Annotated in this window: 21 protein-coding genes and 2 riboswitches; of the genes, 11 read left to right on the top strand and 10 right to left on the bottom strand. The window is 64.9% G+C overall.

Annotated elements, in window-relative coordinates:
* Positions 1–118: 118 nt before the first annotated feature.
* The 6 genes from CVM52_RS01405 to CVM52_RS01380 all read right to left on the bottom strand — a co-directional run bounded on the left by CVM52_RS01405 (position 119) and on the right by CVM52_RS01380 (position 9,338).
* A complete protein-coding gene (locus CVM52_RS01405) occupies positions 119–4,378 on the bottom strand; it encodes a bifunctional class I SAM-dependent methyltransferase/DEAD/DEAH box helicase (protein ID WP_100160929.1) in 4,260 nt (1,419 codons plus the stop codon).
* A gap of 112 nt (positions 4,379–4,490) precedes the next feature.
* The gene (locus CVM52_RS01400) at positions 4,491–5,147 is read right to left on the bottom strand and encodes a DUF6927 domain-containing protein (protein ID WP_048534129.1); all 657 of its coding nucleotides are present in this window, start codon (positions 5,145–5,147) and stop codon (positions 4,491–4,493) included.
* Entirely contained in the window at positions 5,147–5,740 is a 594-nt protein-coding gene (locus tag CVM52_RS01395; RefSeq protein ID WP_100160928.1) for a regulator, read from the bottom strand. Before CVM52_RS01395 ends, CVM52_RS01400 begins: the two co-directional genes overlap by 1 nt.
* Before the next feature lie 70 nt (positions 5,741–5,810).
* Complete coding sequence (locus tag CVM52_RS01390) at positions 5,811–7,784, bottom strand: ParB/RepB/Spo0J family partition protein (RefSeq protein WP_100160927.1); 1,974 nt, start codon at positions 7,782–7,784, stop codon at positions 5,811–5,813.
* A gap of 150 nt (positions 7,785–7,934) precedes the next feature.
* Complete coding sequence (locus CVM52_RS01385) at positions 7,935–8,324, bottom strand: DUF3768 domain-containing protein (RefSeq protein WP_100160926.1); 390 nt, start codon at positions 8,322–8,324, stop codon at positions 7,935–7,937.
* A gap of 90 nt (positions 8,325–8,414) precedes the next feature.
* Entirely contained in the window at positions 8,415–9,338 is a 924-nt protein-coding gene (locus CVM52_RS01380; RefSeq protein WP_048534124.1) for an ArdC family protein, read from the bottom strand.
* 427 nt (positions 9,339–9,765) lie between these two features.
* Here CVM52_RS01380 and CVM52_RS01375 point away from each other — a divergent pair, with 427 nt between their 5' ends.
* The 6 genes from CVM52_RS01375 to panC all read left to right on the top strand — a co-directional run bounded on the left by CVM52_RS01375 (position 9,766) and on the right by panC (position 16,068).
* Positions 9,766–10,083 (top strand): Dabb family protein, encoded by a 318-nt coding sequence (locus CVM52_RS01375; protein WP_028288509.1) that lies wholly within the window; start codon positions 9,766–9,768, stop codon positions 10,081–10,083.
* 663 nt (positions 10,084–10,746) lie between these two features.
* Positions 10,747–11,799 carry a quinolinate synthase NadA gene (nadA, locus tag CVM52_RS01370; protein ID WP_100160925.1) on the top strand — a complete coding sequence of 351 codons (1,053 nt, stop codon included), beginning with the start codon at positions 10,747–10,749 and terminating at the stop codon, positions 11,797–11,799.
* 4 nt (positions 11,800–11,803) lie between these two features.
* Complete coding sequence (locus CVM52_RS01365) at positions 11,804–13,375, top strand: L-aspartate oxidase (protein ID WP_100160924.1); 1,572 nt, start codon at positions 11,804–11,806, stop codon at positions 13,373–13,375.
* A complete protein-coding gene (nadC, locus tag CVM52_RS01360; protein ID WP_028288506.1) occupies positions 13,372–14,232 on the top strand; it encodes a carboxylating nicotinate-nucleotide diphosphorylase in 861 nt (286 codons plus the stop codon). Before CVM52_RS01365 ends, nadC begins: the two co-directional genes overlap by 4 nt.
* Positions 14,233–14,356: 124 nt before the next feature.
* Entirely contained in the window at positions 14,357–15,184 is an 828-nt protein-coding gene (gene panB / locus CVM52_RS01355) for a 3-methyl-2-oxobutanoate hydroxymethyltransferase (protein WP_036562971.1), read from the top strand.
* Positions 15,181–16,068 carry a pantoate--beta-alanine ligase gene (gene panC / locus CVM52_RS01350; protein WP_100160923.1) on the top strand — a complete coding sequence of 296 codons (888 nt, stop codon included), beginning with the start codon at positions 15,181–15,183 and terminating at the stop codon, positions 16,066–16,068. Before panB ends, panC begins: the two co-directional genes overlap by 4 nt.
* A 16-nt stretch (positions 16,069–16,084) precedes the next feature.
* Here panC and CVM52_RS01345 read toward each other — a convergent pair whose 3' ends face one another.
* The gene (locus CVM52_RS01345; protein ID WP_100160922.1) at positions 16,085–17,236 is read right to left on the bottom strand and encodes an HPP family protein; all 1,152 of its coding nucleotides are present in this window, start codon (positions 17,234–17,236) and stop codon (positions 16,085–16,087) included.
* Between the two features lie 99 nt (positions 17,237–17,335).
* Positions 17,336–17,452: riboswitch (TPP riboswitch) on the top strand.
* A 165-nt stretch (positions 17,453–17,617) separates the two neighbouring features.
* Between CVM52_RS01345 and CVM52_RS01340 the strand changes: the two genes are divergently transcribed.
* Complete coding sequence (locus tag CVM52_RS01340; protein ID WP_240620818.1) at positions 17,618–17,935, top strand: NUDIX domain-containing protein; 318 nt, start codon at positions 17,618–17,620, stop codon at positions 17,933–17,935.
* A complete protein-coding gene (gene thiD, locus CVM52_RS01335) occupies positions 17,932–18,738 on the top strand; it encodes a bifunctional hydroxymethylpyrimidine kinase/phosphomethylpyrimidine kinase (RefSeq protein WP_048534113.1) in 807 nt (268 codons plus the stop codon). Before CVM52_RS01340 ends, thiD begins: the two co-directional genes overlap by 4 nt.
* On the opposite strand, the gene thiE is transcribed toward thiD, so the two are convergent.
* From thiE to thiC, 3 genes are read right to left on the bottom strand one after another with little or no spacing between them, the layout of a single operon-like run.
* Complete coding sequence (gene thiE, locus CVM52_RS01330; protein WP_240620817.1) at positions 18,727–19,365, bottom strand: thiamine phosphate synthase; 639 nt, start codon at positions 19,363–19,365, stop codon at positions 18,727–18,729. The genes thiD and thiE overlap by 12 nt on opposite strands.
* Entirely contained in the window at positions 19,362–20,165 is an 804-nt protein-coding gene (gene thiM / locus CVM52_RS01325) for a hydroxyethylthiazole kinase (protein WP_100160920.1), read from the bottom strand. The genes thiE and thiM overlap by 4 nt, the downstream gene beginning before the upstream one ends.
* Entirely contained in the window at positions 20,162–21,976 is a 1,815-nt protein-coding gene (thiC, locus tag CVM52_RS01320; protein WP_100160919.1) for a phosphomethylpyrimidine synthase ThiC, read from the bottom strand. Before thiC ends, thiM begins: the two co-directional genes overlap by 4 nt.
* A gap of 98 nt (positions 21,977–22,074) precedes the next feature.
* Positions 22,075–22,193: riboswitch (TPP riboswitch) on the bottom strand.
* 135 nt (positions 22,194–22,328) lie between these two features.
* Between thiC and CVM52_RS01315 the strand changes: the two genes are divergently transcribed.
* From CVM52_RS01315 to CVM52_RS01305, 3 genes are all read left to right on the top strand, one after another.
* Positions 22,329–22,538 carry a site-specific integrase gene (locus CVM52_RS01315; protein ID WP_133119765.1) on the top strand — a complete coding sequence of 70 codons (210 nt, stop codon included), beginning with the start codon at positions 22,329–22,331 and terminating at the stop codon, positions 22,536–22,538.
* 222 nt (positions 22,539–22,760) lie between these two features.
* Positions 22,761–22,952 (top strand): hypothetical protein, encoded by a 192-nt coding sequence (locus CVM52_RS01310; RefSeq protein ID WP_100160918.1) that lies wholly within the window; start codon positions 22,761–22,763, stop codon positions 22,950–22,952.
* Positions 22,953–23,019: 67 nt separating this feature from the next.
* Entirely contained in the window at positions 23,020–25,884 is a 2,865-nt protein-coding gene (locus tag CVM52_RS01305) for an HsdM family class I SAM-dependent methyltransferase (protein ID WP_100160917.1), read from the top strand.

Raw genomic sequence — 25,884 nt, 5'->3', positions numbered from 1 at the left:
TCCTCTTGTCTGGGATTGGGGAAGGTGCCGAGGGGTCCAGAGACCCGCCACGGCGGCGGAACGCGAGGGGGCAAAGCACCCTTCCGCGTTCCCCCCGACCCAAGGCCCACTTTCCCTTTCATGCGGCTCGCTCCGCCGCCGTTGGAGACCCTTCCCCCACGATCCGGGCCAGGATGGCGGCGGTATCAACACCCTCCCCGTGGGGCACGAAGACCCGGAGCTGGAAGGCGATGATCTCCGTGAAACACCCCATGGCCTTCAGCCCGTCGATCGTGCCCCGGTCGGCCCCGTCGATCTCGAGGCGGGCCGCGCCCGCGACCCGGCGGCGGGTGAGCGTGAGGCCCCGGCCCAGATCGACCGGCGCGGTGGACCCGAGCGCCGCCGTCAGCATCTCCTGCGGGGTTTTCGGGGTGCCGACCATAAAACGGGCTCTGAGCGCGGCCGCACCGTCCTCGCTGACTGTGCGGCCGATCATGCTCCCCTGCCCCTCGGGCGTGACCCGGTAGATGCGTTCGTTGCCCGAGGGGATGTCCTTCCAGATCGGCAGTAGCAGCCCGGTCAGCAGATAGAGCTTCGTCGTGGTCACCTTCGGCAGGCTATCGGCCTCCTCGTCCCAGAGGCGGCGGAACTCGGACGGCTCGATCTCTTCCCAGGCGGAAGCCTGGAACTTCCCTTCCTCGACATAGGTGGACCCGCTCGGCCGGGTCACCTTGCGCATGAGCGTGACAATCTCCTCGTCGTACATCTGCATCGGACGGGCTGAGATGAACGCCGCGCGACCCGACGCGCGGTTGATCATCGGCAACCTGTCGGGGTTCCGATCCAGCACCTCTTCTGCGGAGAGGATATGGACGGGGTCCGTCACCTCAAGTCCGATTATGCGCGTCACTGCTCTGGAGCGCGGACAGGTCCAGAGGTCTTCGGTCGAGACCTGCTCTATCCGCTCGCCACGCAGTGTCTCGACGCCGAGATCGAGCGTGCCAGCCGCCCGCGCCCGCTCGGTCTGATCGGCGATCCGGCTCATGAACTCGGCGAAGAGCGCGTTCTGCATGTGGATGGGCAGCGCCAGCACCCGGTTCAGGAAGCGTTGGATTGGTGGAAGCTCTTCGAGCAGCACGCCGTCCTGGTCGATCAGCCGCAAGGCGGTCCAATCGCAGAACTTCTCATAGCTCATGGCCCCGGCACGCCCGGCGGCGAGATCGGCGTAATAGCCTCGCAGCGCACCCCTTGCGATCGGGCTTTCGAGATTGTCCTCCTCGCGGAACATGCCCTGGGAGCCGGTCTCGCGCTGGCCCTTGGTGAGGGCGCCCAGCTGATCAAGCCGTCGGGCGATCGTGGAGGTGAAGCGTTTCTCGCCGTGCACGTCCGAGGTGCAGACCCGGAAGAAGGGCACTGACACCTGAGCCGAGCGATGGGTGCGCCCGAGCCCCTGGATCGCGGCGTCTGCTCGCCAACCGGGCTCCAGCAGATAGTGCCGCCGCCGCTTCTGGTTCTTCGCCGTCTTTGCGGCATGGTAGGACCGGCCCGTCCCGCCGGCATCCGAGAAGATCAGGATATCCTTCTCGCCGTCCATGAAGGCCCGGGTTTCAGAAGAATTACTGCTGGCGGACCGCTTCTCGATGAAGAGGGCACCTTCACTGGCTTTCAGGGGGCGGATGGAGCGCCCTGTCACCTCGGCCACGACCTCATCCCCGAAGGCCCAGAGGATCTGGTCGAGCGCCGAAGGGATCGGCGCCAGGGACATCAGCTCTATCATTGCCTCATCGCGCAAGGCCTCGGCCTCGCGGGAGACAACCAGGGCGCCATTCGCATCCCGCAGCGGCTCCACGACCATGTTCCCGTCGATCTCCACGAGCTTCTGGGCATGGATCGGGAAGGCCTGTTCGAGGTAGGAGAGCACATAATCCCGAGGCGTCAACGCCCCCTCGACCAGATCGTCTTCGGGGTCCATCGCTTCAAGCCGGCGTTTCAACAGGCTCTCTCCAGTTGAGACCACCTGGATGACGCAGGCATAACCGTCCCCGATATCCTGTTCGATGGAGCGGATGACAGTCGGGGCTTTCATGCCCATCAGGAGGTGATTGAAGAAGCGCTGCTTGGTGCTCTCGAAGCGGGACTTGGCCGAAGCTTTGGCGGCCGAGGCGTTCGTCTGACCGGAGGCATCATTGACGCCTGTCGCGGTCAGCGCCGCTTCGAGGTTGTGGTGGATGGTCCGGAAAGCCCCGGCATAGGCATCGTAGATCTCGATCTGGGCGGGTGTGAGCGCATGTTCGAGCACGTCGTACTCAACACCGTCGAAGCTGAGCACCCGCGCGGTGTAGAACCCGAGCGTCTTCAGGTCGCGCGCCACGACTTCCATCGCCGCAACGCCGCCGGCCTCCATCGCTGAGACGAAGCTCTCGCGGCTCGGGAAGGGGTATTCGGACCCCTGGCCCCAGAGGCCGAGGCGGGAGGCGTAGGCAAGATTGTGAACACTGGTGGCCCCGGTCGCCGAGACGTAGAAGACCCGCGCCCGGGGCGCAGCAAGTTGCAGGCGCAGCCCGGCGAGACCCTGCTGGGAGGGTTTGACCCCCCTGCCCTCGTCGGACCCGGCGGCGTTCTGCATGGCATGGGCCTCGTCGAAGGCCAGCACGCCGTCGAACCCGTCGCCCATCCAGTCGAGAACCTGGCTGAGCCGGGTCCTCCCGCATTTGCCCGCCGACCGCAGCGTCGCATAGGTCACGAAAAGGATGCCGTCGCCCATCGGAATGGGTTGATCTGGCTTCCATTTGGAGAGCGGCTGGATGTCGGCGGGCGAGCCGCCGAGATCGGTCCAGTCGCGGATCGCGTCCTCGATGAGCGTGGTGGACTTCGAAATCCAGACCGCCTTGCGACGACCTGCGAGCCAGTTCACCAGGATGAGACCGGCGCATTCCCGGCCCTTGCCGCAGCCGGTACCGTCGCCAAGGAAATAGCCGAGGCGGTAGGCACACGCTTCCGGATCATCGTCGGCGCGGGTCATCCGGGTCTGGTCCTGGTCAATGGTAAACCGCCCCGGCAGGTCGCGCGCGTGGGCATCGTTCGCCATGAGGATGGTCTCGAGCTGGGCCTCGGAGAGATGGCCCTCCTCGATCAGACGGCCGGGCAGGCGCAGATCAGCGGCGGCTTCGCCGTTGGGTGCCGGAGGGGCAACCGAGGCCATGGCTATACTCTCGACCAGGGGGGTCGGATGTTCCCGGGCACCCTCAATCTCGATCCGCTGCGGACGATAGCGGGCATAGATGTCGGAGACGGGCGTGTTCTCGCGGGGGGTGTCGAGGCAGGTGAAGGCCAGCGGGATGGCGGCATGCGATTTGGGTTTGGCAGACGCCGCTTGGGCGATTGGGCGCTGACGTGCAACAGGGACACCGACCCGGCGCGACCCAGTCCGAAACTGCGCACCGGTTTGGATCGAGGGAGTGGCAGTGCGGGTTGCGGCGATATCATCGATGATTTGGCGCGCCGCGTCCAGATCGTCGACCATGGCACGGACGATCTCGATCTCCTCCTGCACCTTGTCGAAGACCATGAGCTGGGTTTCGACGGTGGTGCCGAGTTTGCGGTAAACGTGGCCCGGAATAGTGAGCGCGAGACGGGGCTTTGCGATGGCCGAGGCCCGTGCCCAATGGGCCGCGTCTCGTTTTGGCGAAAATCCCATCGGCATGATCGCCGCGAGACGTCCGCCGGGTGCCAGCCGTTTGGCAGCGCCGATCAGATGTTTCGCCGCAATGTGCTTGTCGCGCGACCGATCGACCGATGAGGCGAAGGGCGGATTCATCACGATGACACCGGGAAGCTCGGGCACCGTCAGGAGATCATCAATATGTTCGGCGTCAAAGCCGGACACCTCGCCCCCGAACACCGCCTCGAGAAGCGCCCGACGGAAGGGATCGATCTCGTTCAGCATCGGTTTGCCACCCGCGCAAACTGCAAAACCAGCCAGCGCGCCGGTCCCGGCGGAAGGTTCGAGGACGGTTTCGCCGGTGCGAATGGCGGCTGCGCGGATAGCCAGCGCCGCATAGGGCAGCGGCGTCGAGAACTGTTGCAGGCGAATCTGTTGCTCGGAGCGCCGGGTCTCTGTCAGGAGCCGTGAGGCGAGCAATCTGGCCGTCGCGAGCGCGTCCGAACCGCTGTCCCGCATGATCGCCGTCACCGTGGCGGCCTGCATGAGGTCATAGGCCATGCGCCACGACCACGCGCCGCCGGCATCGCTACCGCCGAAGGTCTCGCGCATGATCCGAGCGAGCGATGAGCTCTTGAGCGGTTGCTTCTCAATCTCGCTGCCGATCAGGCGAATGGCCTGCAGAAGCTGTGGTTTCGATGGGAAATCGCGTGCGAGTGCCGGGCTTCGGTTGTCCATATCGTCTGTCCTTTGAGTCAGGTTGTGGGTCCGACAGGACAGAAAGCCGCCTCAGCGCTTTCAAACGCGCGGAGGCGGCTCAAGGCTGAACAGATAGCGATGTTGCCGGCGGTCAGGAATCGTTCCCGGCGAAAAACTCGGCCAGAACCGGACTCGCCTCACTCTTCGCCGAGCCGAGGAGCTCGGACCCGGCGAGCGAGGCTTTCGACAGGCGCACGAGGCCGCCTGTCTCCTCGATGCGGTAGCAGCGACGCTTTTGCCCTCCGCGCCGGTAATGGGTGGCGGTCACGATCTGGCAGGTGCTGCCATCGGTCAGCGTTACCGGTGCGGCCAGTTTGATCTTGTCACCCTCGTCGTAGTCCGGGATCGCCGCCCAGTCGCGGCAGCGCTGACGCCAGGCATGGGCATAGCTGTCGGGATCCTTCAACTCGGAGAGCAATGCCAGAAGGCTGAGCGGCGCGCGCGACTCCACGGGCCCGGCGCTCTCCTCCATGTCCTTGTAGCCCCAGCAGCCCTCGTCATAGCGGGTGAGGAACACGGCGCCGAAGGTGATCGACCCGTCGGCATCGGTCACGTAGGTTCTGTCTTCAACCGGCGCGCCATCGATGTTGGTGAGCCTCAAAGCTGCATACCAGGTCGACCCGAGTTTGGAGGCCTTGAGCAGCACTGTCTTGCGCGTATCCGTCTCGAACGTGCAAAGCCGGGCGATTTCTGCCTTCTCGTCCGCGTAGGTTTTGACGCGGCGGTCGGTGTAGAAGAGCCAACCCACTATGCCGCCCTCCGGTCATCGATTTCGATGAGCGCATCGAGCGGCACGCGGTAAGGCAGCATCTCGTCGAAATCCTCGCAATTGCCGCTATTCTGCACGAGGGCGTGGGTGTCGGTGGCGTCCTTCAGGATCACCCGGTACGTCCCGCCGAGACCGGAGGGCACGTCGTAGGTGCCGCCGATCAGGTAGTCAGCGGCGCGGCGCAGGAAAACGCAGATCGTGTGGCCATCGGTTGCCAGCCGGATAGTGTCGTGACCGCGGTCGATCAGCATCTGCACGTCATCGAGAATGTCGGTGTAGAACTGGCCCGTCAGATCGCGAAACGCCGCCTGCCGCGCCGCCATCCAATCCGGATCGCGGAACGGGTTGATGCCCTTGGCGAAGGCATATGTGGGATCGGCGCGTTCGGTGGTGACGATCCGCGTGGTCGAACCGTCGATGCCATTGGAGCGCAGATGCACACCATTGCCGACGATCAGGATCAGGGCGGGTTTGACCACCGGCCCGTTCCAGTTGGGAAGGAAGGTGGAGCAGCCGCGCGCATGCGCGATCTGCGCCGCGACGCTCGTCGCAGTGAAGCTAAGAAGGGACATGGGATTTACCTGTAAGATGGAGGGAAGGGTGCGACCCGCGCCGGACATGCCGAGCGGGCCGCCTGCTCGATCAGGCCGCTTCTGCGACCTCGGTTTCGTCTTCGGGTGTCTCGGCCTCGCTGGCATCAACCGGCTCGACACCTGCCGTCTGCATCATCGGCGGACACCAGGCCGCGACCGCCGCGCGCTGCGCCTCCGTCAGCGTGGCGAAAGGCTCCGCAAAGAGCTTGTCGCAGAATTCGACGACTTGCTTCTTGGTCGAGGAGGCCAATGTCACCGCCTCTTGTGCGAGCCCCAGGTCCTCGCCGAGGATCTTCAGAAGCCAGGCCTTCTTGAAGCGGTTGAAAAGCGCCGCGTTCGGCGTCCAATGCGCCCGGATGTCCGGCATGATCTCCACCTCGAAATCATGCATCAGGCTGTCACGCTGCCGGTCCCGTGCGAAGCAGGACTGCGTGGTCGCCGCCGTGGCATAGGCCACGAGTTTGGCCTTCTCGCCCGCATCGAGCGCCCGGAAGAGCGCGAACTGGTCTGCAGGGGATTTCGCGTCATCGGCCCAGGAGAGGTCGAGTGCGTCATGGGCCTCGGCCACCTGTTCAAGCGAGGTGCCGTCGATCTCGTCCATCTTGGCGTGGGTACGATACTCCTGGCGCGCATCGACCTTGATCGCTTGGGTGACGCCCAAACCGCTGGTCAGCACATCCGTGACCAATTTGAAGAGCGTGAGGTCGAGCGTCGCCTCTGGATGCATCGCCATGGCCGCGCCGAGCGCCATCGCCCGCTCGGTCTTCAGGTCCTCGGTGAGCGAGGCGGGATAGGTGATCTGATCGCCGTCTACGGCGCCCCTGTCGCTCGGTGCGCCGGTGCCTTTGCCAGACCGCTCCGCCTTGTCTTCAGGGCGCACCATCCCGACATGCAGGGAGATCTTGCCATGCGACCAGGAGGCGATCACGCCGGAGCGCGAAAGATCCTCGGTGCCATAGGCCTCCTGTAGGTCCCGCGCCTCAGCTTCCAGCGCGTCCACGCGTTCGTAGAGTTCATTGTACGCCTCTTCCTCGAGCTCTTCGTTCTCCATCTCGTGTTCGAGTTTCTCGAGTTCGGCGGCAATCTCATCGACACGCTTCTGGCCCTTCTCATCGGGCTCGACTGGACCCGGATAGACACGGCCATAGTCCGCCATGGCGGCATAGTCGTACTGGATGACCGCATCGGCCCAGGCAAAGCCGATCTCTGCCCGCGCCTCTTCGGCGGCGGCGGCGAGTTTTTCGAGCAGGATCGTTTCGACCAGCGCGGAATCCTCCAGCACGGAATGCTCGTCCAGGAGATCGGCCGCGATGGCGCCGCCACGCGCCTCGTAGTCCTTCCGCACGAAGGCGCCGATATCGTCGCTGACCTGCACACCGCGGGACTTCAGCGCGTTGCGGACGGTATGGGCCTGGACATAGTTGTCCTCCCTGGTGAGCGCCTCGAAGACCTCGCGTTGCACCTCCTGGCTCGGGTGATCGGCGAAGGCTTTCATCGTGTCGAGGGTGATCGATTTGGCGCGGGCCGCGGCACGGATGTCGGGATGGATGAGCCCGTAGCGCAGCCTGCCTTTGACGGCGGCGACGGTTGTGCCGAAGGTCTTGGCAATCGTCTCGGGAGTCTGGCCGTCGACCTCCATCATCCGCGCGAAGGCCTCGAACTCGTCGATGGCGTTCATCGGCGCCTGGGTGATGTTCTCGGCGAGCGACAGCGCGGTGGTCACATCGCAATCGTCAGGGACCAAACGGCAGTCGATCTTGGTGCGGTTCGTGAACCCTTTGGCGGTTTTGTCGGCGACCAGCTCCAGAAGCGCCGCATGGCGCCGGCCACCGGCGAGCACCCCGAACTTGCCACCGATCTTCTGAACGAGCAGCGGCTGAAGAAGGCCCAGAACGGCGATGCTGGCCTTGAGATGCGCGATATTCTCCGAGGCATAGGTCTCGGGGGAATTGGTCCGTACGTTCGCGGGATGCGGGCAGAGGTCGCCGATGGCGACGGTGGTAGTTTTGAATGTGTGAGTCATGACATGTCCTTCTCGACGTGTTTGAGAGGGCCGCGCGGGTCTTCGCGCAACCAATCCCCGGATCCGGGAACCAACAGGACAAGAGGCCCACTTTCCCTTTCGGAGGGTCAGCGGGCCTGTCGGTGATGGAAGGTTGGGGTGCGGCCCGCCCTACCAGTCGCGCGCCATCATGACGGTCAGCACGCGCATGGTCGTCTCGGGATTGTCGGGTGCCTCGGCGCCATAGCGGAAGTCAGAGCTGGCCTCGTAGAGATCCAGCTTCCAGAATACGGTTTCGCCCCGGATCGTCACGGCCCCGAAGTCGTGCCAGCCTTCCGGATCATTGTCCGGCTCGAATGTATCGAACGCACCGGTGGCCTGGACGGCCTCTGTGACGAAGCCATCGCCTGCCTCGATCAGGGACTGGGTCACGACGAGGCGGCCCTGGATCTGCTGATCCGGGGTGATGCCAAGGCAGGCAAACCTGCGGAAAGCGTCGTTCTGGGATGCGATGACAGCCGCGTTCGGACGCGAATAGTCTGCGGGTTCAGGATGGCTCATGGGTCTGTCCTTTCGGGATGGGTTGAAACCACCAAACCCAAAGCCAGTTTTTCCTTTCACCACGCCCTACCAGCCCGGACAGCCCCGGCCTCAAGCGGCCTGTTCCCCCTGCCCCGCCTCCGACGCGGCGACGAGATAGTCACAGGCACGCTGCGCGTCCGCCGCATGTTTGAAGATCGCCCGCTTGTCAGACCGGAGCACGCGGACCCAGTTGTCGAGATAGGCCGCGTTCAGCTCCAGCGTATGCGCGGAGAACCCCAGCTTCTGACCCAAGAACACCGTGCAGAGCTCGGCCACAATCTCTTCCCGTGCGTAGGCGGTGTTGCCGAACCGCGCATCGCCATAGCTGCGGTTTAACCGATGCCGGGGTTTCGTCCAGTGGCCCAGCTCATGACCCCAGACGGCGTAGAAATTCCGCGGGTTCTCGAAGAGCTCGATCGGGGGCATGTAAATCTTGTCGAGATTCGGGACGTAACATGCTTCCCGACCAGAGAAGCTGACATTGGCACCGATTGCCTCGAAGAAGCTCTGCATATGCGGGATCGGTGCGCGTTCGGGATGAACTTCCGGTTCGGCCGCAGCGGGATGGAAGCGAGGGTCCAACCCCTCGATCTGATCGGCGTTGAAGACGCGGTAGGATTTCATGAAGGGGATGGTTTTGGGATCTTCGGTTTCCGCCTGGTCGCCGTGGGCGCTTTCGGCCTGCTCGCGCTCGGCCGTCCCGTAGTAGACGACCACCGACGATTTCGAGCCCTTGATGACTTTCGCATCGAGCTCGTTCGCCTGCCTCAACGTCATCCAGTAAGGCGAGGCGTATCCGGCCATCATGGTGCGCATAGTCAACAGGAAGTTATTGACGCCCTGGTAGGGTTCGCCGTTCAGGCGGAGCGGCACGGAACTGCCGCCGACCGTCCATGGCTTGCGCCAGGGCAGCACGCCCCGGTCAATGATGTCGATGAGTTCGTTGGTGATCGACGCTGCAGCGTCGAACTTGCGTTTGCTAGACTTGGACATGAAATAGCTCCGATGTTTGGGGAGCGCGCGGCAGCCGCGCGCGGATCGGACAAGGGTGGTGAGCGACGCCGCGCGGGGGTACGGGTGCTGTCCGCATTCCCGCCAGACCCATCACTCCACCTCCGGATCCGACTTTCTCAAGGCCTGCTTTGACTTTCCGGAACCCGGTCATCCCGTGGTTGGATCGACCGTCAGAACGCGGACCGCCCGCCAGGAACCCGTCCTGATGCACCAACAGGAAGCCTTTCAGTGCGACGTAAGCGCTTCCCGCACACTTCGGCGGTGTCTCAGGGCAAAACCTGCTGATGGCGGGCAGATCGGGTTGCGGTGTCGGGCCGAAACCTTAGAAGGGCAGACGCGCGGGGCGCGTGCTATCTCGCGTGCGGCCCGGAACCGCTTCCCACCCTTAAACTCCCGGAGTATTTCAATGATCCGCCATGTAGTATTCTTCACTGTCCCAATCGACGGCAACCTCGACGCGGTTCGGAAGGGATTGCAGATCCTGACGCGGATTCCCCATGCGAAGCACCTCGAGATCGCTCTGAACCGAAAGACGGATCCGGCCAGCAAGGAAGTCGATGTTGTCGTCTACGGAGAGTTCGTGGATGACGCGGCGCTGGCCGCCTACAAGGCGCACGAGATCTACGCCGAATCCATCCGGCGCGTGAAACCCCTCCGCGAGATGCGCTTCGCGGTGGACTACGACACCTCTCAGGCCTTCGTAACGGCCGATGAAGAGGCCTGACCCCTCGAGGGTACCAGTAGAGGCCAAATCGGACGCTCACCGCCTCCTGCTGCGCGACGATTGGGCAGGCACCGAGATGCGGTTCACCGCACCTCGCGAGTTTATCTACGCCGACCATGTTGACGAGATGCCACGGGCCTTGGACCGCATGGAACGCGTGCGGACCGCGGGCCAATGGTGCGCGGGCTACGTGAGCTACGAGACAGGCTGTGGCCTTGATCCGCGCAATACAGTCCCTGCGCGCTGGAGGGACGTCCGCGTGACATCGACTGCGGGGCCATCGAATTCATAGATCCTTCTGGCCTGGTGCGCGGCAATGTCTTCATCCGTCCGCAACCTCGCCTTCCAAAAGGGCGATGAGGCCATTTTCAAAGTGTGAGGCGGCATCCTGTTCGATTCCGAGGTTCGCTCGGAATACGACGAATGCCTGCTGAAAGCCCGCTTTGCCTCTGGACCGGATCCAAAGTCTTGCCTGCGCGCCGACGTCTGAGCCCATAATCGTATGACGGTGGCTTTCGGCACATGTTAGCGTGCGTCATTCAAATAAGACACCCCGCACACTTGCCCTTAGGTAAGTCGACCCGTAAACACCTCCCAGCCGACACCACCCGCGTGCGGTCGCGCCCTCCGCGGCGGCCCGAAATAACCTCAGGAACTCCGCTCTTGCTCGACCAGATCGCGCTGCGCGCCGAACTCGCCGATCACTACGATCTCGCCCCTTCAACCGACATCGCGCTGGCAAATGCTGACATTTTTGCCCGGATGGACCGTGTCGTGACGCCCCCCGACTGGGCGATCTATGCGCCCTATGTCGCGGCGATCAACAAGCTCAAGAAAGAGCGGAACGCCGTCATTCTGGCGCATAACTACATGACGCCCGAGATTTACCACGGCATCGCAGATGTGGTTGGTGACAGCCTGCAACTGGCGATCGAGGCGACCAAGGTCGAAGTCGATGTGATCGTCCAGTGCGGTGTGCATTTCATGGCCGAGACGTCCAAGATCCTGAACCCCTCCAAGACGGTGCTGATCCCCGACATGGAAGCGGGATGTTCGCTGGCCGAAAGCATCACCGCCGAGGGCATCGCCCAGATGCGCGCGCAGTACCCCGGTGCGCCCGTTGTCACCTATGTGAACACAACGGCCGAAGTGAAGGCCGCGTCCGACATCTGCTGTACCTCTTCCAACGCGGTGCAGATCGTGCGCGGGCTGGACAGCGACACGGTCATCATGACGCCCGACAAATATCTGGCACAGAACATCGCCAATCTTGTGCCGGAAAAGAACATTGTCTGGTGGGACGGGGCCTGCATCGTGCACGAACAATACACCGCACAGGACCTGAAGGATTTCCGCGAATGGAACCCCGGCACGCGCATCATCGCGCATCCCGAATGCCCGCCTGACGTGGTGGCCGAGGCGGATTTTTCCGGCTCGACCAGCGGGATCATCGACTATGTGACGCAGCAACGGCCGGAAAAGGCGATGCTGGTGACGGAATGTTCGATGGCGTCCAACATCTCGGACGCGCTACCGGAAGTGGATTTCGTCGGGCCCTGCAACATGTGCCCCTACATGAAGAAGATCACGCTTGAAAAGGTGCTGTGGTCGCTCCACACGATGGAAGGCGCGGTCGAGGTCGACCCACAGGTCGCCGACAAGGCCCGTGTTGCCGTGCAGCGCATGATCGACCTCTCAGCCAAGATGGCCGGCTAGGGCGATGTTCCCGATCGAAACGGGTCGTGTCCTTATCGTGGGCGCAGGGCTGGCGGCGCAATATGCCGCGCTGAAACTGGCCCCGCGGCCCGTGCTGATGATCTCGCCCGAGGCATTGGGAACCGGTGCGTCTTCGGCCTGGGCGCAGGGCGGCGTGGCGGCGGCGATGGATCCGGCGGACAGCGCCGATGCCCATGCCCGCGATACCGTCACCGCGGGCGCGGGCACGGTCGATCCGGGTGTGGCGGTGTCGGTCACAGCCGAGGCGCGCGATCACATCCTTGACCTGACCGGGCTGGGCACGCCCTTTGATCGCACCGCAGACGGCAACTATGTGCTCTCGCGCGAGGCGGCGCATGGCTTCGCCCGTGTGGTGCGTGTGCAGGGAGATCAGGCCGGGGCCGAGATCATGCGCGCCCTGACCGCACAGGTGCGCGAGGCGGATCATATTCAGGTGCTCGAAGGCGTGATGGCCACGGGGCTTGAGGTCTCGGGCGGCCGTGTCACCGGCGTGGCCGTCGCCCACTGTGATCAGGGGCAAAGCGCCAGCGTCACCCTGCGCGGCACCGCCGTGTTGCTGGCCGGGGGCGGATCGGGCGGGCTTTATGCCCTCACGACCAACCCGCCGCGGATCCGGGGGCAGGTGATCGGCATGGCCGCCCGCGCGGGCGCGCAGATCGCCGACGCGGAATTCGTGCAGTTCCACCCGACGGCCATGGCCTGCGGGCTGGACCCTGCCCCGCTGGCGACCGAGGCATTGCGCGGCGAAGGGGCCACGCTGGTCAACCGACGGGGCGAGCGCTTCATGCTGGACGCTCACCCCGACGCCGAACTGGCCCCGCGCGACATCGTCGCCCGCGCAGTCTATGCCCAGACGCAGGCAGGGCTGGCCCCGGCACTGGACACCCGCACCGCCCTTGGCGCAAAGATCCTCAGCGATTTCCCAGCCGTCGCCGCCGCCTGCCAGCAGGCCGGGCTGGACCCGGTGACCCAAGTGATCCCCGTGGCCGCCGCCGCGCATTACCACATGGGCGGCGTGGCGACGGATGCAGACGGGGCCAGCACCCTGCCCGGCCTTTGGGCCTGTGGAGAGGTCGCCTCGACCGGGTTGCATGGCGCGAACCGTCTGGCCTCGAACGGGCTGCTCGAGGCGCTGGTCTATGGCCGCCGCTGTGCGCTGGCGATCGACGCGGCCCTGCCCGCGCCCACGGTTGCCGCACCCGTCACCCTGCCCGACCTTCCCGCCGCCGAAACGCCCGACCCCGCGCTGGTCGCCCGGCTGCGACAGGCGATGACCGATGGCGCGGGCGTGATCCGTACCGCAGATGGCCTGAACCGGACGCTGACCGAGATCGCCGCGATCGAAGCCGCGCAACCCGCTTGCGACGCGCTTCTCAACATGACGGCCACCGCCACGCTGATCGCCGCCGCCGCGCTGTTGCGCCGAGAAAGCCGGGGCGCGCATTTCCGGTCGGACTTTCCCCACCCCGATGGCGCAACCGGCATACGGTCGCTGATGACCCTGACCGACGCGTTGGCGATCCGCGCGACCATGACCCGAAAGGAACCGGCATGAACCAGAGCGCAACAATGCCCCCCCTGCCCGACCTGATCCTTGAACCGCTGGTCCGCGCCGCGCTGATCGAGGATCTGGGCACCTACGGCGACATCACCACCCGCACCGTCATTCCTGCCGGCACCACCTATGCCGCGCGGCTGAATGCCCGCGAACCGGGCGTGGTTTCGGGTCTGCAAATGGCCGCGCTTGCGTTCCGGCTGGTCGATCCCGCGCTGCAGATCACCACGCACAAGGTCGATGGCGACGTGATCGCGCCGGGCGACCTGCTGATGGAGATCACGGGCGACGCGGCCTCGATCCTGTCGGGCGAACGGGTCGCGCTGAACTTTGCCGGGCGCATGTCCGGCATCGCCACGCTGACCGCCGCCTTCGTGGCCGAAACGCGCGGCACCGACGCCCGCGTGACCTGCACCCGAAAGACGACCCCCGGCCTGCGTATCGTGGAAAAACAGGCCGTTCTGCATGGCGGCGGGTTCAACCATCGCTTCGGCCTGTCCGACGCGATCCTGATCAAGGACAACCACATCGCGGCCGCCGGTGGCATCCGCCCCGTGCTGCAATCGGTCAAGGCGCGGGCATCCCACATGATCCGCTGCGAGATCGAGGTCGACCGCCTGGACCAGCTGGCCGAGGTCCTGGACGAGGGTGGCGCAGACGTTGTTCTGCTGGACAACATGGACACGTCAATGCTGGCGAAGGCGGTGGACATGACCGCCCGTCAGGTGGTGCTGGAGGCCTCGGGCAACATGAAGCTGGACCGCATCGCCGAGGTCGCGGCGACGGGCGTGGACTATATTTCCTCTGGCGCACTGACCCATTCGGCGCAGGTCCTGGACCTTGGGCTGGACTTCTGAATCGGCAATCTACCGCGCACAGATATGACTTTTTCGTATATACAAACGCAATATTATTGCGCTGCACTTGCGAAAAGAGCCCCAAGCAGGTATCCCCTCGGAAGCCTGTCTGAGGAGGACCGACATGAGCCAATCCGCCCCGCAACGCAGCCTGACCGCGTCCGACATTCGTGCCCGCAAGGGGGCCGATCCGCTGGTCTGCCTGACGGCCTATACGACCCCCGTGGCCCAGCTGGCAGATGCGGACTGTGATCTGGTTCTGGTCGGTGACAGCGTCGGCATGGTGCTGCACGGGCTGCCCTCGACCCTTGATGTCACGATGGAGATGATGGTCATGCACGGCCGCGCCGTCGCCCGCGGGCTGAACCGCGCGCTGATGGTCGTCGACATGCCCTTTGGCAGTTACGAGGAAAGCCCGGCCCAGGCCTTCCGCAACGCCGCGCGGCTGATGGCCGAAACCGGGGCCGGTGCGGTCAAGCTGGAAGGTGGCGCGCATATGGAAGACACGATCCGTTTCATCGTCGAACGCGGCATCCCGGTCATGGCGCATATCGGTCTGACACCTCAGGCGGTGAACGCGCTTGGCGGCTACAAGGTGCAGGGGCGCGGCGCGGATGCGGACCGGATCCTGGAAGACGCCCGTGCGGTGACCCGCGCCGGGGCGTTCTCGGTCGTGCTGGAAAAGGTGCCCGCCGCTCTGGCGGATCAGATCACCGCGGGTATCGACATTCCCACGGTCGGCATCGGGGCCTCTTCAGGCTGTGACGGACAGATCCTGGTGATCGACGACATGCTGGGCCTTTTCGATGCCTTCAAGCCGAAGTTCGTCAAGCGCTATGGCGATCTTGCCAGCGACGCCCGCACCGCCATCCGCACCTACGCCCAGGAGGTTCGCGCACGCAGCTTCCCGGCCCCCGAACATGTCTTTTCGCAGGAGGAACCAGGCACATGAAGATCATCCGCACCAAGGCCGAGCTGCGCGCCCTCACGCAAAGCTGGCGTCGCGCCGGGGACAGCATCGGCGTGGTGCCGACCATGGGCGCGCTGCATGCCGGTCATCTGAGCCTGGTCGACCGCGCCTGCGACGAGAATGACCGCGTGATCGTGACGCTTTTCGTGAACCCCAGGCAGTTCAACAGCCCCGAGGATCTTGCGAAATACCCCCGGACCGAAGACAGCGATGCCGAAAAGCTGACGCCCTATGGCGCGGATGTCCTTTATGTGCCCGACGGCCCGCAGATGTATCCCGACGGCTTTGCCACGACGATTTCGGTGACCGGTGTCAGCGCGGGCCTGTGCGGCGGGGCGCGGCCCGGGCATTTCGACGGCGTGGCCACGGTGGTGACCAAGCTTTTCCTGCAATGCGATGCCGACCGCGCGTATTTCGGTGAAAAGGATTACCAGCAACTTCAGGTGGTGATCCGGCTGGCCGAGGATCTGGATCTGAAGACCAAGATCGTCGGCTGTCCGACCGTGCGCGAGGACGACGGCCTCGCCATGTCGTCGCGCAACCTCCGGCTCGGGCCCGGGCCACGCGAAATTGCGCCGGTGATCGCCCAGGTCCTGGACGACGCCGCGCGTGTCATCTCCCGCGGCGGACAAGTCGCGCAGGCCCTCGATAACGCCAGGGCGGCGCTGCTCACTGCCGGGTTCGACACGATCGACTACCTGGAGTTGCGCAGCGATCCCGACCTCAAGCTGATGAACAGGGCAGACCGCCCCGGTCGCCTCTTCCTGGCCGCCTGGCTCGATGGCGTGCGCCTGATCGACAATGTCCCTGTCGCGGGTCTCGCAAGCGTCCCGGCTCCCGAAGATCACCCGCTCGAGCCGGCCTGACCCGGGCCGCCGCCTCTCAGTCCTGGGCTCGCAAACCGGACCGCGCGAGGGCGGCGATGAGATCCGTCCTGGTGACGATGCCGACGATCCGGCCCTTTTCAAGGACCGGCACCGCATCGACATCACCATCGGCCATCATCGGCAGGAGCACTCCGACCGGAGTCGCCGGTACCGCCCGAGGCCCGGCGACGCTCATGATGTCCTTGGCTCGGACCGGCTGCGTACGATCCTGGTCGATCAGGCGCCGAAACGCCGCGAGATAGCCACGGTCGAGCCGAAGCGCATCCTCGCGCGCTCGGTCGATCAGGTGAATCTGGAAGATCACGCCAAGATAATGCCCCTCGACCCCGGTCACCGGAAGCGATGTGAAGCGATGATGTCTGAACAGGTCCGCAATCTTTGACAGCGGAGTGTCCGGGCCAATGGTCACCAGATTACGCGACATGACGTCGGTCGCGAGAAGCGGACCTGTCCGGTGCGCGGCGGCCTGCAACTCGGCCGCGCCGATCAACCGCGCCAGGTCTTCGACACCCAGATTGAACGACTGGCGATACCGGTCCAGCAGCTCTTTCAGTTCTTCTCGGGACAGCCCGATGCGCTTGGCGGGATCGGGATCTTCGGTGCGGTGGCGACTTGGCTCATCGAACTGGCGGAATGGATATCTGCGCCCCGTGAGCCGGGCGTAGATCGCAGCACAGACGACCAGCGCGAGGGTGCCTGTGGCGACGGGCGCGATCGCGAACCAGAGTCCAAGTCGCTCGACCGCCTCCGGGCTCATCGCCGCTGTCATGGCGACCGCACCCGCCGGGGGATGGATCGCGCGACACAGGATGCCGACCGTAATCGTCAGCCCGACCGCAAGGGCGATCCGCAGGACAGGGTCAGCGACCGCGGAACAGACCACCACACCGACCAGTGCCGCGAGAGTGTTGCCCACCACCGCCGACCACGGCTGCGCCAACGGGCTGTTGGGCACTGCGAACAGCAGAACCGACGTCGCACCGAACGGGGCAATCAGGTAAAGGCCGAGCGTCAGGTCGACCACGGGCGACAACAGGAATGCGCCCGTCACCCCAAGCCCGATCAGGGCGCCGATCCCGGCGCGAAGGGCCTCGGCTGGCGAGGGGCGGCCAATAACCGGGCCAAGCGAACGGAACAGGGACTCCATGACTGCTGCCTTGTCTGTTTTGCCTAAAGTTTCAGCAAGCGACGGCAGGCGCAAGCACATCCGCCCGGCATTGAACCGGGCGCTCAGCCTGATAAGCTGCCGCTCACCTAGGGGTGTCCCGACAAGGGGCTGAGATATCGCTGGCGATTGCAGCGCGGTGACCCTTTGAACCTGATCCGGATCATGCCGGCGAAGGGACAGGATCGCAGCGCTCTCTTGCCCTTGCCGGCCTCAGAATGACGAGGCCGACTTGCCATATCAACAGACAGACCCGCGCCCGATCGCGGCGACCATCGCCGTTCTTGTCCGCGACAGCCAGGTGCTGCTTGTGCGCCGGGCCAATCCGCCGATGCGGGCCTCTGGGGTTTTCGCGGCGGAAAGGTGCATCAGGGCGAACCCCTGTTCGAGGCCGCAACCCGGGAACTGGCCGAGGAAACCGGCGTCGCCGCAGAGCCGCTGCGCGTGATCACCGCCCTCGACGCCTTCGACCACGACCCCGCAGGCGTGCTGCGCCGGCATTTCATCCTGATCGCCGTTCTGTGCCGCTGGATCGCCGAGGTTCCGGTTGCCGCAGATGACGCGCTCGAGGCGCGCTGGATCGACCTTGCCGCGCTGACGGATGGTAGCCTCGCGCTCAGCCGCGATGTCGGCGCAGTTGCGGACCAGGCCGTAGCCCTGATGGCGGGGGCACCGACATGATCGCCAACGTCCTGACCATTGCGGGCACGGACCCGTCCGGCGGCGCCGGCATCCAGGCCGACATCAAGACCATGTCGGCGCTTGGCGCTTATTCCTGTTCGGTCGTCACGGCCGTGGTGGCGCAAAACACCTGCGGCGTTCGGTCTTTTCAGGCGCTGTCGCCCGATTTCGTCGCCGCACAGATCGACGCGGTGCTCGAGGACGTGCGCATCGACGCGGTCAAGATCGGGATGATCGCCAACGCGGGCATCGCCGGGGCCGTGGCCGACCGGCTGACGCATCACCGGGCGCGCAACATCGTGCTCGACCCGGTGATGGTGGCGAAAAGCGGCCATGCGCTGCTGGACCCCGAGGCCGTCTCGGCGGTGCGCGAACGGCTTGTCCCGCTGGCTTCGGTCATCACGCCCAACCTGCCCGAGGCCGCCGTCCTGCTGGACCGCCCCGACGACTGGAGCGTCCCCGCCATGCGCGCCGCCCTGCCCGCGCTGATGGCGCTCGGGTCGGACCACGTGCTGCTCAAGGGCGGGCACCTGGAGGGCGAGGACAGCACCGATCTTCTGGCCGGGCCCGAGGGCACCCAGGCCTTCCGCGCGCCGCGCATCACCACGACCAGCGATCACGGCACGGGCTGCACCCTGTCCTCGGCCATTGCGGCGCTGCTGCCGCATCACCCGATGCCCGAGGCCGTGGCCCGCGCCAAGGCCTATCTGCACGCCGCGCTGGCCCAAAGCGATGCGCTGGACGTAGGGCAAGGGCACGGGCCGGTGCATCATTTCCACGCGCTCTGGGCGTCAGACGGTTAGCGCGTCGATCCTGTCCCTGAGGGCGCGGGCGGCGGCCTTGGGGTCGGGCTGGCCGCAGATGGCGGAAACCACGGCGACGCCCTGCGCCCCGGCCTTCAGGACCTGCGCCACGTGCTCGGTCTTCAGCCCGCCGATCGCCACGGCGGGCACCGGGCTGGCCGCAACCTGCGCCGCCAGCCCCTCGAAACCCACAGGCGCCTTGTGATCCAGCTTGGAGGGCGTGGCAAAGACCGGCCCCGCACCGATGTATTCGACCAGCGCCTGATCGACGGCGGCGGCCAGCGCGGGCGTCTCGACCGACAGGCGCAGCACCATCGCCGCACCGATCCGGGCGCGGGCCTCGGTCACGGCCATGTCGCCCTGCCCGATGTGCAGACCGTCCGCACCAATCGCAACGGCGGCCTCCACGTCGTCGTTCACGATCAGCACCGCGCCGGTTCCGGCCAGCGCCGCCTTCAGTGCCCGGCCCGTCTCGATCATCCGCGCGGTGCCTGCCGCCTTGTCGCGCAGTTGCACAACCGTCGCCCCGCCCGCGACGGCAGCGCGGGCGGTTTCGACCATGCCGACCCCGGCGCACAGGCCGGGATCGAGCACGAGGTAAATCGAGAGGTCAGGGCAGCGCCTCACGCGGGCACCGCCGCGTCGTGGATCGCCGCCCGCGACAGCGCCTCGGGCGCAACCGCCGCCAGCGCATCGAGGAACTGTGGCGCAAAACTTCCCGGCCCCGAGGCGCCCTCATCCGCCTTCGCCCCCGCAACGGCGAAATGCGCCAGCGCAGCGACGGCGGCGTCGAAGGCGTCTTCCGCAACCGCAGCATAGACCCCGCAGAGACAGGTGAGCGAACAGCCAAGCGCGGTGTTCATCGGCATGAAGGGCGAGCCTCCCTCGATCCGCACGGCCCGCTCTCCGTCGATCACGTAATCCACCTCGCCCGTCACCGCGACGACCGCGCCGCTGGAGCGCGCCAGCCGACGCGCCCCCTCTTCCGCCGCCGCGACCGGATCACGCCCGTCGACTCCCTGCCCCCGGCTGGCTTCCCCGGCGAGCGACAGGATTTCCGAGGCATTGCCCCGGATGATCGTCGGCCGTTCGGCAACCAGCGCCTGCACAACCTCGCGCCGATAGGACGTCGCCTGACAGGCCACCGGGTCCAGCACCCAGGGCCGCCCCGCGACCTGCGCCCCCCGGATTGCAGCGCGCATTCCGGCGACGAAGGGCGGCGACAGGGTGCCGATATTCACCGTCACTGCCCCCGCGATCCCGGCAAATTCCTCGGCTTCCTCGACGTCGGAAACCATGGCGGGGCTGGCGCCAGCCGCGAGCAGCACGTTTGCGGCGATGTTCATGGCGACGTAGTTGGTGATGCACTGCACCAGCGGCGGCGTGGCCCGCAGCGCGGTCAGAAGGGTTTCGGGGCTCTGGCTCATGCCTTGTCCTCCAGCGGGATATACAGGTCTCCGCCTTCGCGGAACTTCTCGGCCATGCGGGCCATGCCGTCCTTCTGCGCTTCGGCGCGGATGTCGTGGCTGATGCGCATCGAACAGAACTTGGGCCCGCACATCGAACAGAAATGCGCGACCTTGTGGGCTTCCTTGGGCAAGGTCTCGTCATGCATAGAGCGAGCGGTTTCGGGATCGAGCGAGAGGTTGAACTGGTCTTCCCACCTGAACTCGAACCGCGCGCGGCTGAGCGCATCGTCGCGGATCTGCGCCGCCGGATGGCCCTTGGCGAGGTCCGCCGCATGGGCCGCGATCTTGTATGTGATGACACCGACCTTCACGTCGTCGCGGTCGGGCAGCCCGAGGTGTTCCTTGGGCGTCACGTAACACAGCATCGCGGTGCCGAACCAGCCGATCATCGCCGCGCCAATGCCGCTGGTGATATGATCGTATCCCGGCGCAATGTCCGTTGTGAGCGGCCCGAGCGTGTAGAACGGCGCCTCGCCGCAGACCTGCAACTGCTTGTCCATGTTGGCCTTGATCTTGTGCATGGGCACATGGCCCGGCCCCTCGATCATCACCTGGCAATCCCGCGCCCAGGCGATCTGCGTCAGCTCTCCGAGGGTCTCAAGCTCGGCAAATTGCGCCTCGTCATTGGCATCCGCGATGGAACCGGGGCGCAGCCCGTCACCCAAGCTGAACGACACGTCATAGGCGCGCGCGATCTCGCAGATCTCGTCGAAATGCTCGTACAGGAAGCTTTCGCGGTGATGGTGCAGGCACCACTTCGCCATGATCGAGCCCCCGCGCGACACGATCCCCGTCACCCGGTTCACCGTTATCGGGATCATGTGCAGCCGCACTCCTGCATGGATGGTGAAGTAATCCACCCCCTGCTCGGCCTGTTCGATCAGAGTGTCGCGGAAGACCTCCCAGCTCAGGTCCTCGGCGATGCCGCCGACCTTTTCCAGCGCCTGGTACAGTGGCACCGTGCCGATCGGGACCGGCGAGTTTCGCAGGATCCAGTCGCGGATGTTGTGGATGTTGCGCCCCGTCGACAGGTCCATGACCGTGTCGGCGCCCCATCTGGTCGCCCAGACCATCTTTTCCACTTCCTCGGCCATCGAGGAAGTCACCGCCGAGTTGCCGATATTGGCGTTGATCTTGACGAGGAAGTTCCGCCCGATCGCCATCGGCTCGGCCTCGGGATGGTTGATGTTCGCGGGGATGATCGCGCGGCCCTTGGCGATCTCGTCACGCACGAATTCCGGCGTGATGAAATCCGGAATTTCCGCACCAAAACTTTCGCCGTCGCGCGCCAATGTCTGTGCATGGGCCTCTGCCTGCGCCTTGCGCCCGAGGTTTTCGCGGATCGCGACGAATTCCATCTCGGGCGTGACGATGCCGGCGCGGGCATAGGCCATCTGGGTCACCGCCCGACCTTGCGTGGCGCGACGGGGCGCGTTGCGAACGGGAAACTCGGGCGTCAGCCGCGCGCCTTCGGCAAAGCCGTTGTCGGCAGGGGTGACATGCCGGCCTGCGTAGGTTTCGGTATCGCCACGGGCCGCGATCCAGCCCTCGCGCAGGCGCGGCAGGCCCCGGTCGATGACGATCGTCGCCTCAGGGTCCGTATAGGGGCCCGAGCTGTCATAGACGGTGACGGGCGGTTCCCCGGCCGTGGGGTGCAGGTCGATCTCGCGCATGGGCACGCGGATATCGGGGTGACGGGTGCCCGCATGCCAGACGCGGCGCGAGGCGGGCAGCGGGCCCGTGGTGACGGTTGGGTTGAGATCTTTCATCGGTCGGAGCCTCCATAGCTCAAAGCGTTGGAGACCCAGTTCCGCGTCGAATGGGATTGCCGGTGTGGGAATAGCCCTCCACGAAAGTGGTCGGGGCCCGCGCGGCCAGTGCACCATCCCTACGCCAGTGTGAACTGGATCAGGTTCATCGGGTCACTGCGCTGCACGGGTGCCAGCAGTATCTCAGCCTCTTGTCGAGACCCCCCGGGTGAGTGCCCGCAGGCTGTTCTGGGCGCGCGCAAATGTCAACGCATGATAAGGAGGGGCCATTATCGTTACCGCTTGGGCAGGCGAATTCGGAGCACTGAACGGCCTGTGTTGAACTGGCTGAACCGCACCACAGGAGTTCAGCATGCCCCGCTTCGATCACAATGCCTTCGTCAATGCCTGCCGCGATGAGCGCGGTGTCGGACATCACACACTTCGGGCCTTTGCTCAGGATCTGCGCGCCTTCGCGTGCTTCACCAAGACGTACCAACTTAGCGATCCGCTGCCGAGGGACGACATCCTCGCCTGTCACCGCCACCTGCGCAACGATTTGCGCGCTGGGGCGACATCGTAGCAAAGTGACCGGGCCCGCGAACGGAAAGGATCACTGTATGTTCATTGTTTGTTCTGCTAGTGTGTCCGCGAATGCCGATCAGAGGCAGTCGACTGAAGCGCGAGGTTCCCATGCAGATATCCATATTTCTGGCTTTCTGGATTGCACGAAAGCCAGAAATATGGAATTCAGGATGCGTTATCGCGGCCGAACAGGGACGGTCGTCAGGAAAGGGGATACCGAATGGCCCGAAACCAGCCGGTCGCATCCGACGACGAAAGCGACCAGGTACCCGAAAAAGGGGCCTCGCTAAACTTCAAGGTCAGCGCGGAATTCAAGAAACAATTCAAGGGCTTTGCTGTCGTGCAAGGTATCAGCATGACAGACCTGCTGAAGGAAGGCTTCGCGCTTTCCAAAAAGGAGCGGCAGAAATGACCGCTCCGGCGGTCGCATATTTGCGCTCGGGCAGGACCCGCACGGCGTCAATATGTAGACGGCAGCGATGACACTCGACACCCGAATGGAGTCAGCCGACTGGCTGTTCGCGATCGCGGAGACGCGCGATCTGCCAGTCGTCGACGGGCTTGTTACGGTCGCAGGCTACGATCACGCTGGCCGTCCGCCCGAGGAAGTCGCAATCATGGAGAAGGCACTGTCCTACGGTGCCCGCGCAGTCTTCTTCGAAGCGGCGCGCCACGGCCGCGCTGCGGTTGCACAAGCCTTCATCTTCAACGTGGCTGACGAACCCGACGACGCGCGTTTCGCCGAGCTCCACAAGCGGCTGTGGAGTTGGGGTGGCGTCCCACTCATTTACCGGGCGGGCCGCGGCGAGATCCAGCTGTTCCGCTGCGCGCACGAACCCGACTTCGCGGGTCCCGACGGCAAACCCGTCTGCCGCCCGATCCGAACGCTGATGACGGGCGCAAAGATCGCCGAGCTCGACGTCTGGTGGGATGCAGCGCGCATCCGCAACGGTACGATCTGGGACGATCCCCACGCCTGCAACCTGATGCTTTCCGCCCAGAAGGCGGCACACCGGACGCTGGTTGAGGAAGTTCGCGCACTTGCCAAGCAACTGTCCGATCGGCGCCTACTATCGCCCAGGCTACGCCGAAGACTGTTGATCCTTTCCCTCCTAATCGCCTATCTCGAAGAACGCTCGGTACTGCTCCCGGCCGATTTCAATCAGGCGCGCGAAGGCGCAGGGCGCTTCTTTGAAATCCTCGGCGACGGCCCAGCATTGATCACACTGCTCGAGGCGCTCGAAGAGCGCTTCAACGGACACGTCTTCAAATTGACAGGGGAAGACCGCGCGGCGCTGTCGGCGAGTACCGAGCTTGCCAGCTACGCCCGTCTCGTCGAAGGCTATGAGGACAGCTCTGGCCAACTCAGCCTCTGGCGGCTCTATTCGTTCCGCGACCTCCCGGTCGAGCTGATTAGCAATATCTACCAGCTTTTCGTAAAGGACGCGGCAAGCTCCATCTACACACCGCCCGCGCTCGTGCGCCTCATGCTTGAGGAAACTTTGAGCTGGGAACGGCTCGACCGCTTGATGGCCGGCGACGGCGTCATACTCGACCCGGCCTGCGGGTCGGGCGTGTTCCTCGTCGAAGCCTATCGGCGGCTCGTTCTGCACTGGCGCTGGCACCACGACTGGGCGCGCCCCGGCGTCGATGAACTGCGCCCGCTACTTCAGCGGGTTCACGGGATCGACATCGAAGAGGGCGCGGTCGAACTTGCCGCTTTCAGCCTCTGCCTGAGCCTCTGCGACGCGCTGCAGCCCGAGGAAATTCGCTCGAGCGTCAAGCTCTTCCCGCCTCTCGCCGGCACGACGCTCCATCACAGCTGCTTTTTCGATGCTAAGGCCAGAAGGCTCGTCGGCGCGCCGGTCGCCGCCATCCTCGGCAATCCGCCATTCGAATCATCGCTGCCGACTGCCGGCGCGAAACGAAGCTACGCCGCCTACACAAAGGCCAACGGCGCGCTTGCTGACAAGCAGCTAGCCTATCTCTTCCTCCACGAAGCGATGGAGCTCCTCGCTCCCGATGGCGTGCTGGCGATGGTTGAGCCTTCCGGTTTCCTCTACAATCAAAACGCGCTTGCTTTTCGGAAATCCTTCTTCAGCCGCTGGCGGGTCCGCGAGGTCCTGGACTTCGTCTCGGTCCGCGGGCTGTTCAAGAAAGGCGAAGCCGACCCCAAGATCGTCGTGGTCATTGCCGAAGCCAGCAAGCCGTCCTTCGACGGCCGCCTGCTCCATGCCGTCTTTCGCCGCAGTGGCCGCGCCACGGCCGAGCAGGGATTCGACATCGACTATTATGACTTGTTTTGGCTCTGCAATGCCGATGCCGAGCGGACATGGGATATCTGGCGTTCGAACTTGCTCGGTGGAAGTCGTGTACGGGACTTAGTCGAGCGGCTTCGGGCATTTCCAACGCTGAAAGACTATGCCGCCAAGCAGGAGTGGGATTTCGGGGAAGGTTTCATCGCGGGTCTCAGCGGTGAGTCCGCCCCGGCTGACCATCTTGTTGGAAAACCGCTGCTGCCGACGAGCGCACTTTCCGAAACCGGACTGGACACGAGTTTTCTTGAGACTGTGCCAGATCGACCGATCAAACGGCCCAAGACCGCGCGCCGTTTCACGCCGCCCTTCCTTCTAATTAAGGAGAACGATGACCTACACCACGGTGTGTGGGCCGGACACTATCTCGCATACAAGCACCGCATCGTCGGGTTCGCCGCAGATCGGCGTGACATCGACAAGCTCAGAGCCGTTGAAGCCTGGCTGCAACGTGAAAGCACCGCGTTGCGGGCCTATGTCGCGGCAGTCAGCGCCAGCCTGTTCGTCCAACGCGCGACGGCGATATTGGGCGCTGATATCTACGCTTTGCCCTATCCCGAAGACGAGGATCTCGATCTCAGCGAAAATGAGCGCATCGTCGCCCAGGATATCGTGATGCATCAACGGGACTTTATCCGGCTCGGCGCGAACGCGCCGGTCATGCGAGCAGCACCAGACGATGCTCTTGCTGACTTCGATGCTGTGTTCGTCCGTCAGCTCAACGCCGTCTACACGCGCAATCCGATACGCCCTCTCGAATCGCAAAGGTGGTCGGGCGCGATTTGCAGGGCTTACTCATTCGGTGATGGCGCGGTGGATTGGTCGGGAGCAGATGAGCTGCACGGCAGGCTCGACGCGCTCCTCCACGAGCGCCGCGGCTCGGGTTTGACAGTCACCCGGATCACCCGCCTTTACGACAAGGGCTTCGTCTTCCTGCTGAAGCCCGACCGGCACCGGTTCTGGACCCGATCAATCGCGCTGCGCGATGCCGATGACGTGCTCACCGACTTGCGCGAGCAGGGCTTCTAG

This window comes from Pseudooceanicola lipolyticus (assembly GCF_002786325.1).
In the GTDB taxonomy this organism is placed as follows: Bacteria; Pseudomonadota; Alphaproteobacteria; order Rhodobacterales; family Rhodobacteraceae; genus Pseudooceanicola_C; species Pseudooceanicola_C lipolyticus.
The sequence above is the reverse complement of the archived record's forward strand: the minus strand, read 5'-3'. Positions and strand labels throughout refer to the sequence as shown.

Bases quoted from the DNA above. Each gene is read 5' to 3' on its own strand.
- CVM52_RS01405 (WP_100160929.1), bottom strand. From the start codon at position 4,378: ATGGACAACCGAAGCCCGGCACTCGCACGCGATTTCCCATCGAAACCA.
- CVM52_RS01395 (WP_100160928.1), bottom strand. From the start codon at position 5,740: ATGTCCCTTCTTAGCTTCACTGCGACGAGCGTCGCGGCGCAGATCGCG.
- CVM52_RS01390 (WP_100160927.1), bottom strand. From the start codon at position 7,784: ATGACTCACACATTCAAAACTACCACCGTCGCCATCGGCGACCTCTGC.
- CVM52_RS01385 (WP_100160926.1), bottom strand. From the start codon at position 8,324: ATGAGCCATCCTGAACCCGCAGACTATTCGCGTCCGAACGCGGCTGTC.
- CVM52_RS01380 (WP_048534124.1), bottom strand. From the start codon at position 9,338: ATGTCCAAGTCTAGCAAACGCAAGTTCGACGCTGCAGCGTCGATCACC.
- CVM52_RS01375 (WP_028288509.1), top strand. From the start codon at position 9,766: ATGATCCGCCATGTAGTATTCTTCACTGTCCCAATCGACGGCAACCTC.
- CVM52_RS01365 (WP_100160924.1), top strand. From the start codon at position 11,804: ATGTTCCCGATCGAAACGGGTCGTGTCCTTATCGTGGGCGCAGGGCTG.
- nadC (WP_028288506.1), top strand. From the start codon at position 13,372: ATGAACCAGAGCGCAACAATGCCCCCCCTGCCCGACCTGATCCTTGAA.
- panB (WP_036562971.1), top strand. From the start codon at position 14,357: ATGAGCCAATCCGCCCCGCAACGCAGCCTGACCGCGTCCGACATTCGT.
- panC (WP_100160923.1), top strand. From the start codon at position 15,181: ATGAAGATCATCCGCACCAAGGCCGAGCTGCGCGCCCTCACGCAAAGC.
- CVM52_RS01345 (WP_100160922.1), bottom strand. From the start codon at position 17,236: ATGGAGTCCCTGTTCCGTTCGCTTGGCCCGGTTATTGGCCGCCCCTCG.
- thiD (WP_048534113.1), top strand. From the start codon at position 17,932: ATGATCGCCAACGTCCTGACCATTGCGGGCACGGACCCGTCCGGCGGC.
- thiM (WP_100160920.1), bottom strand. From the start codon at position 20,165: ATGAGCCAGAGCCCCGAAACCCTTCTGACCGCGCTGCGGGCCACGCCG.
- thiC (WP_100160919.1), bottom strand. From the start codon at position 21,976: ATGAAAGATCTCAACCCAACCGTCACCACGGGCCCGCTGCCCGCCTCG.
- CVM52_RS01315 (WP_133119765.1), top strand. From the start codon at position 22,329: ATGCCCCGCTTCGATCACAATGCCTTCGTCAATGCCTGCCGCGATGAG.
- CVM52_RS01310 (WP_100160918.1), top strand. From the start codon at position 22,761: ATGGCCCGAAACCAGCCGGTCGCATCCGACGACGAAAGCGACCAGGTA.
- CVM52_RS01305 (WP_100160917.1), top strand. From the start codon at position 23,020: ATGACACTCGACACCCGAATGGAGTCAGCCGACTGGCTGTTCGCGATC.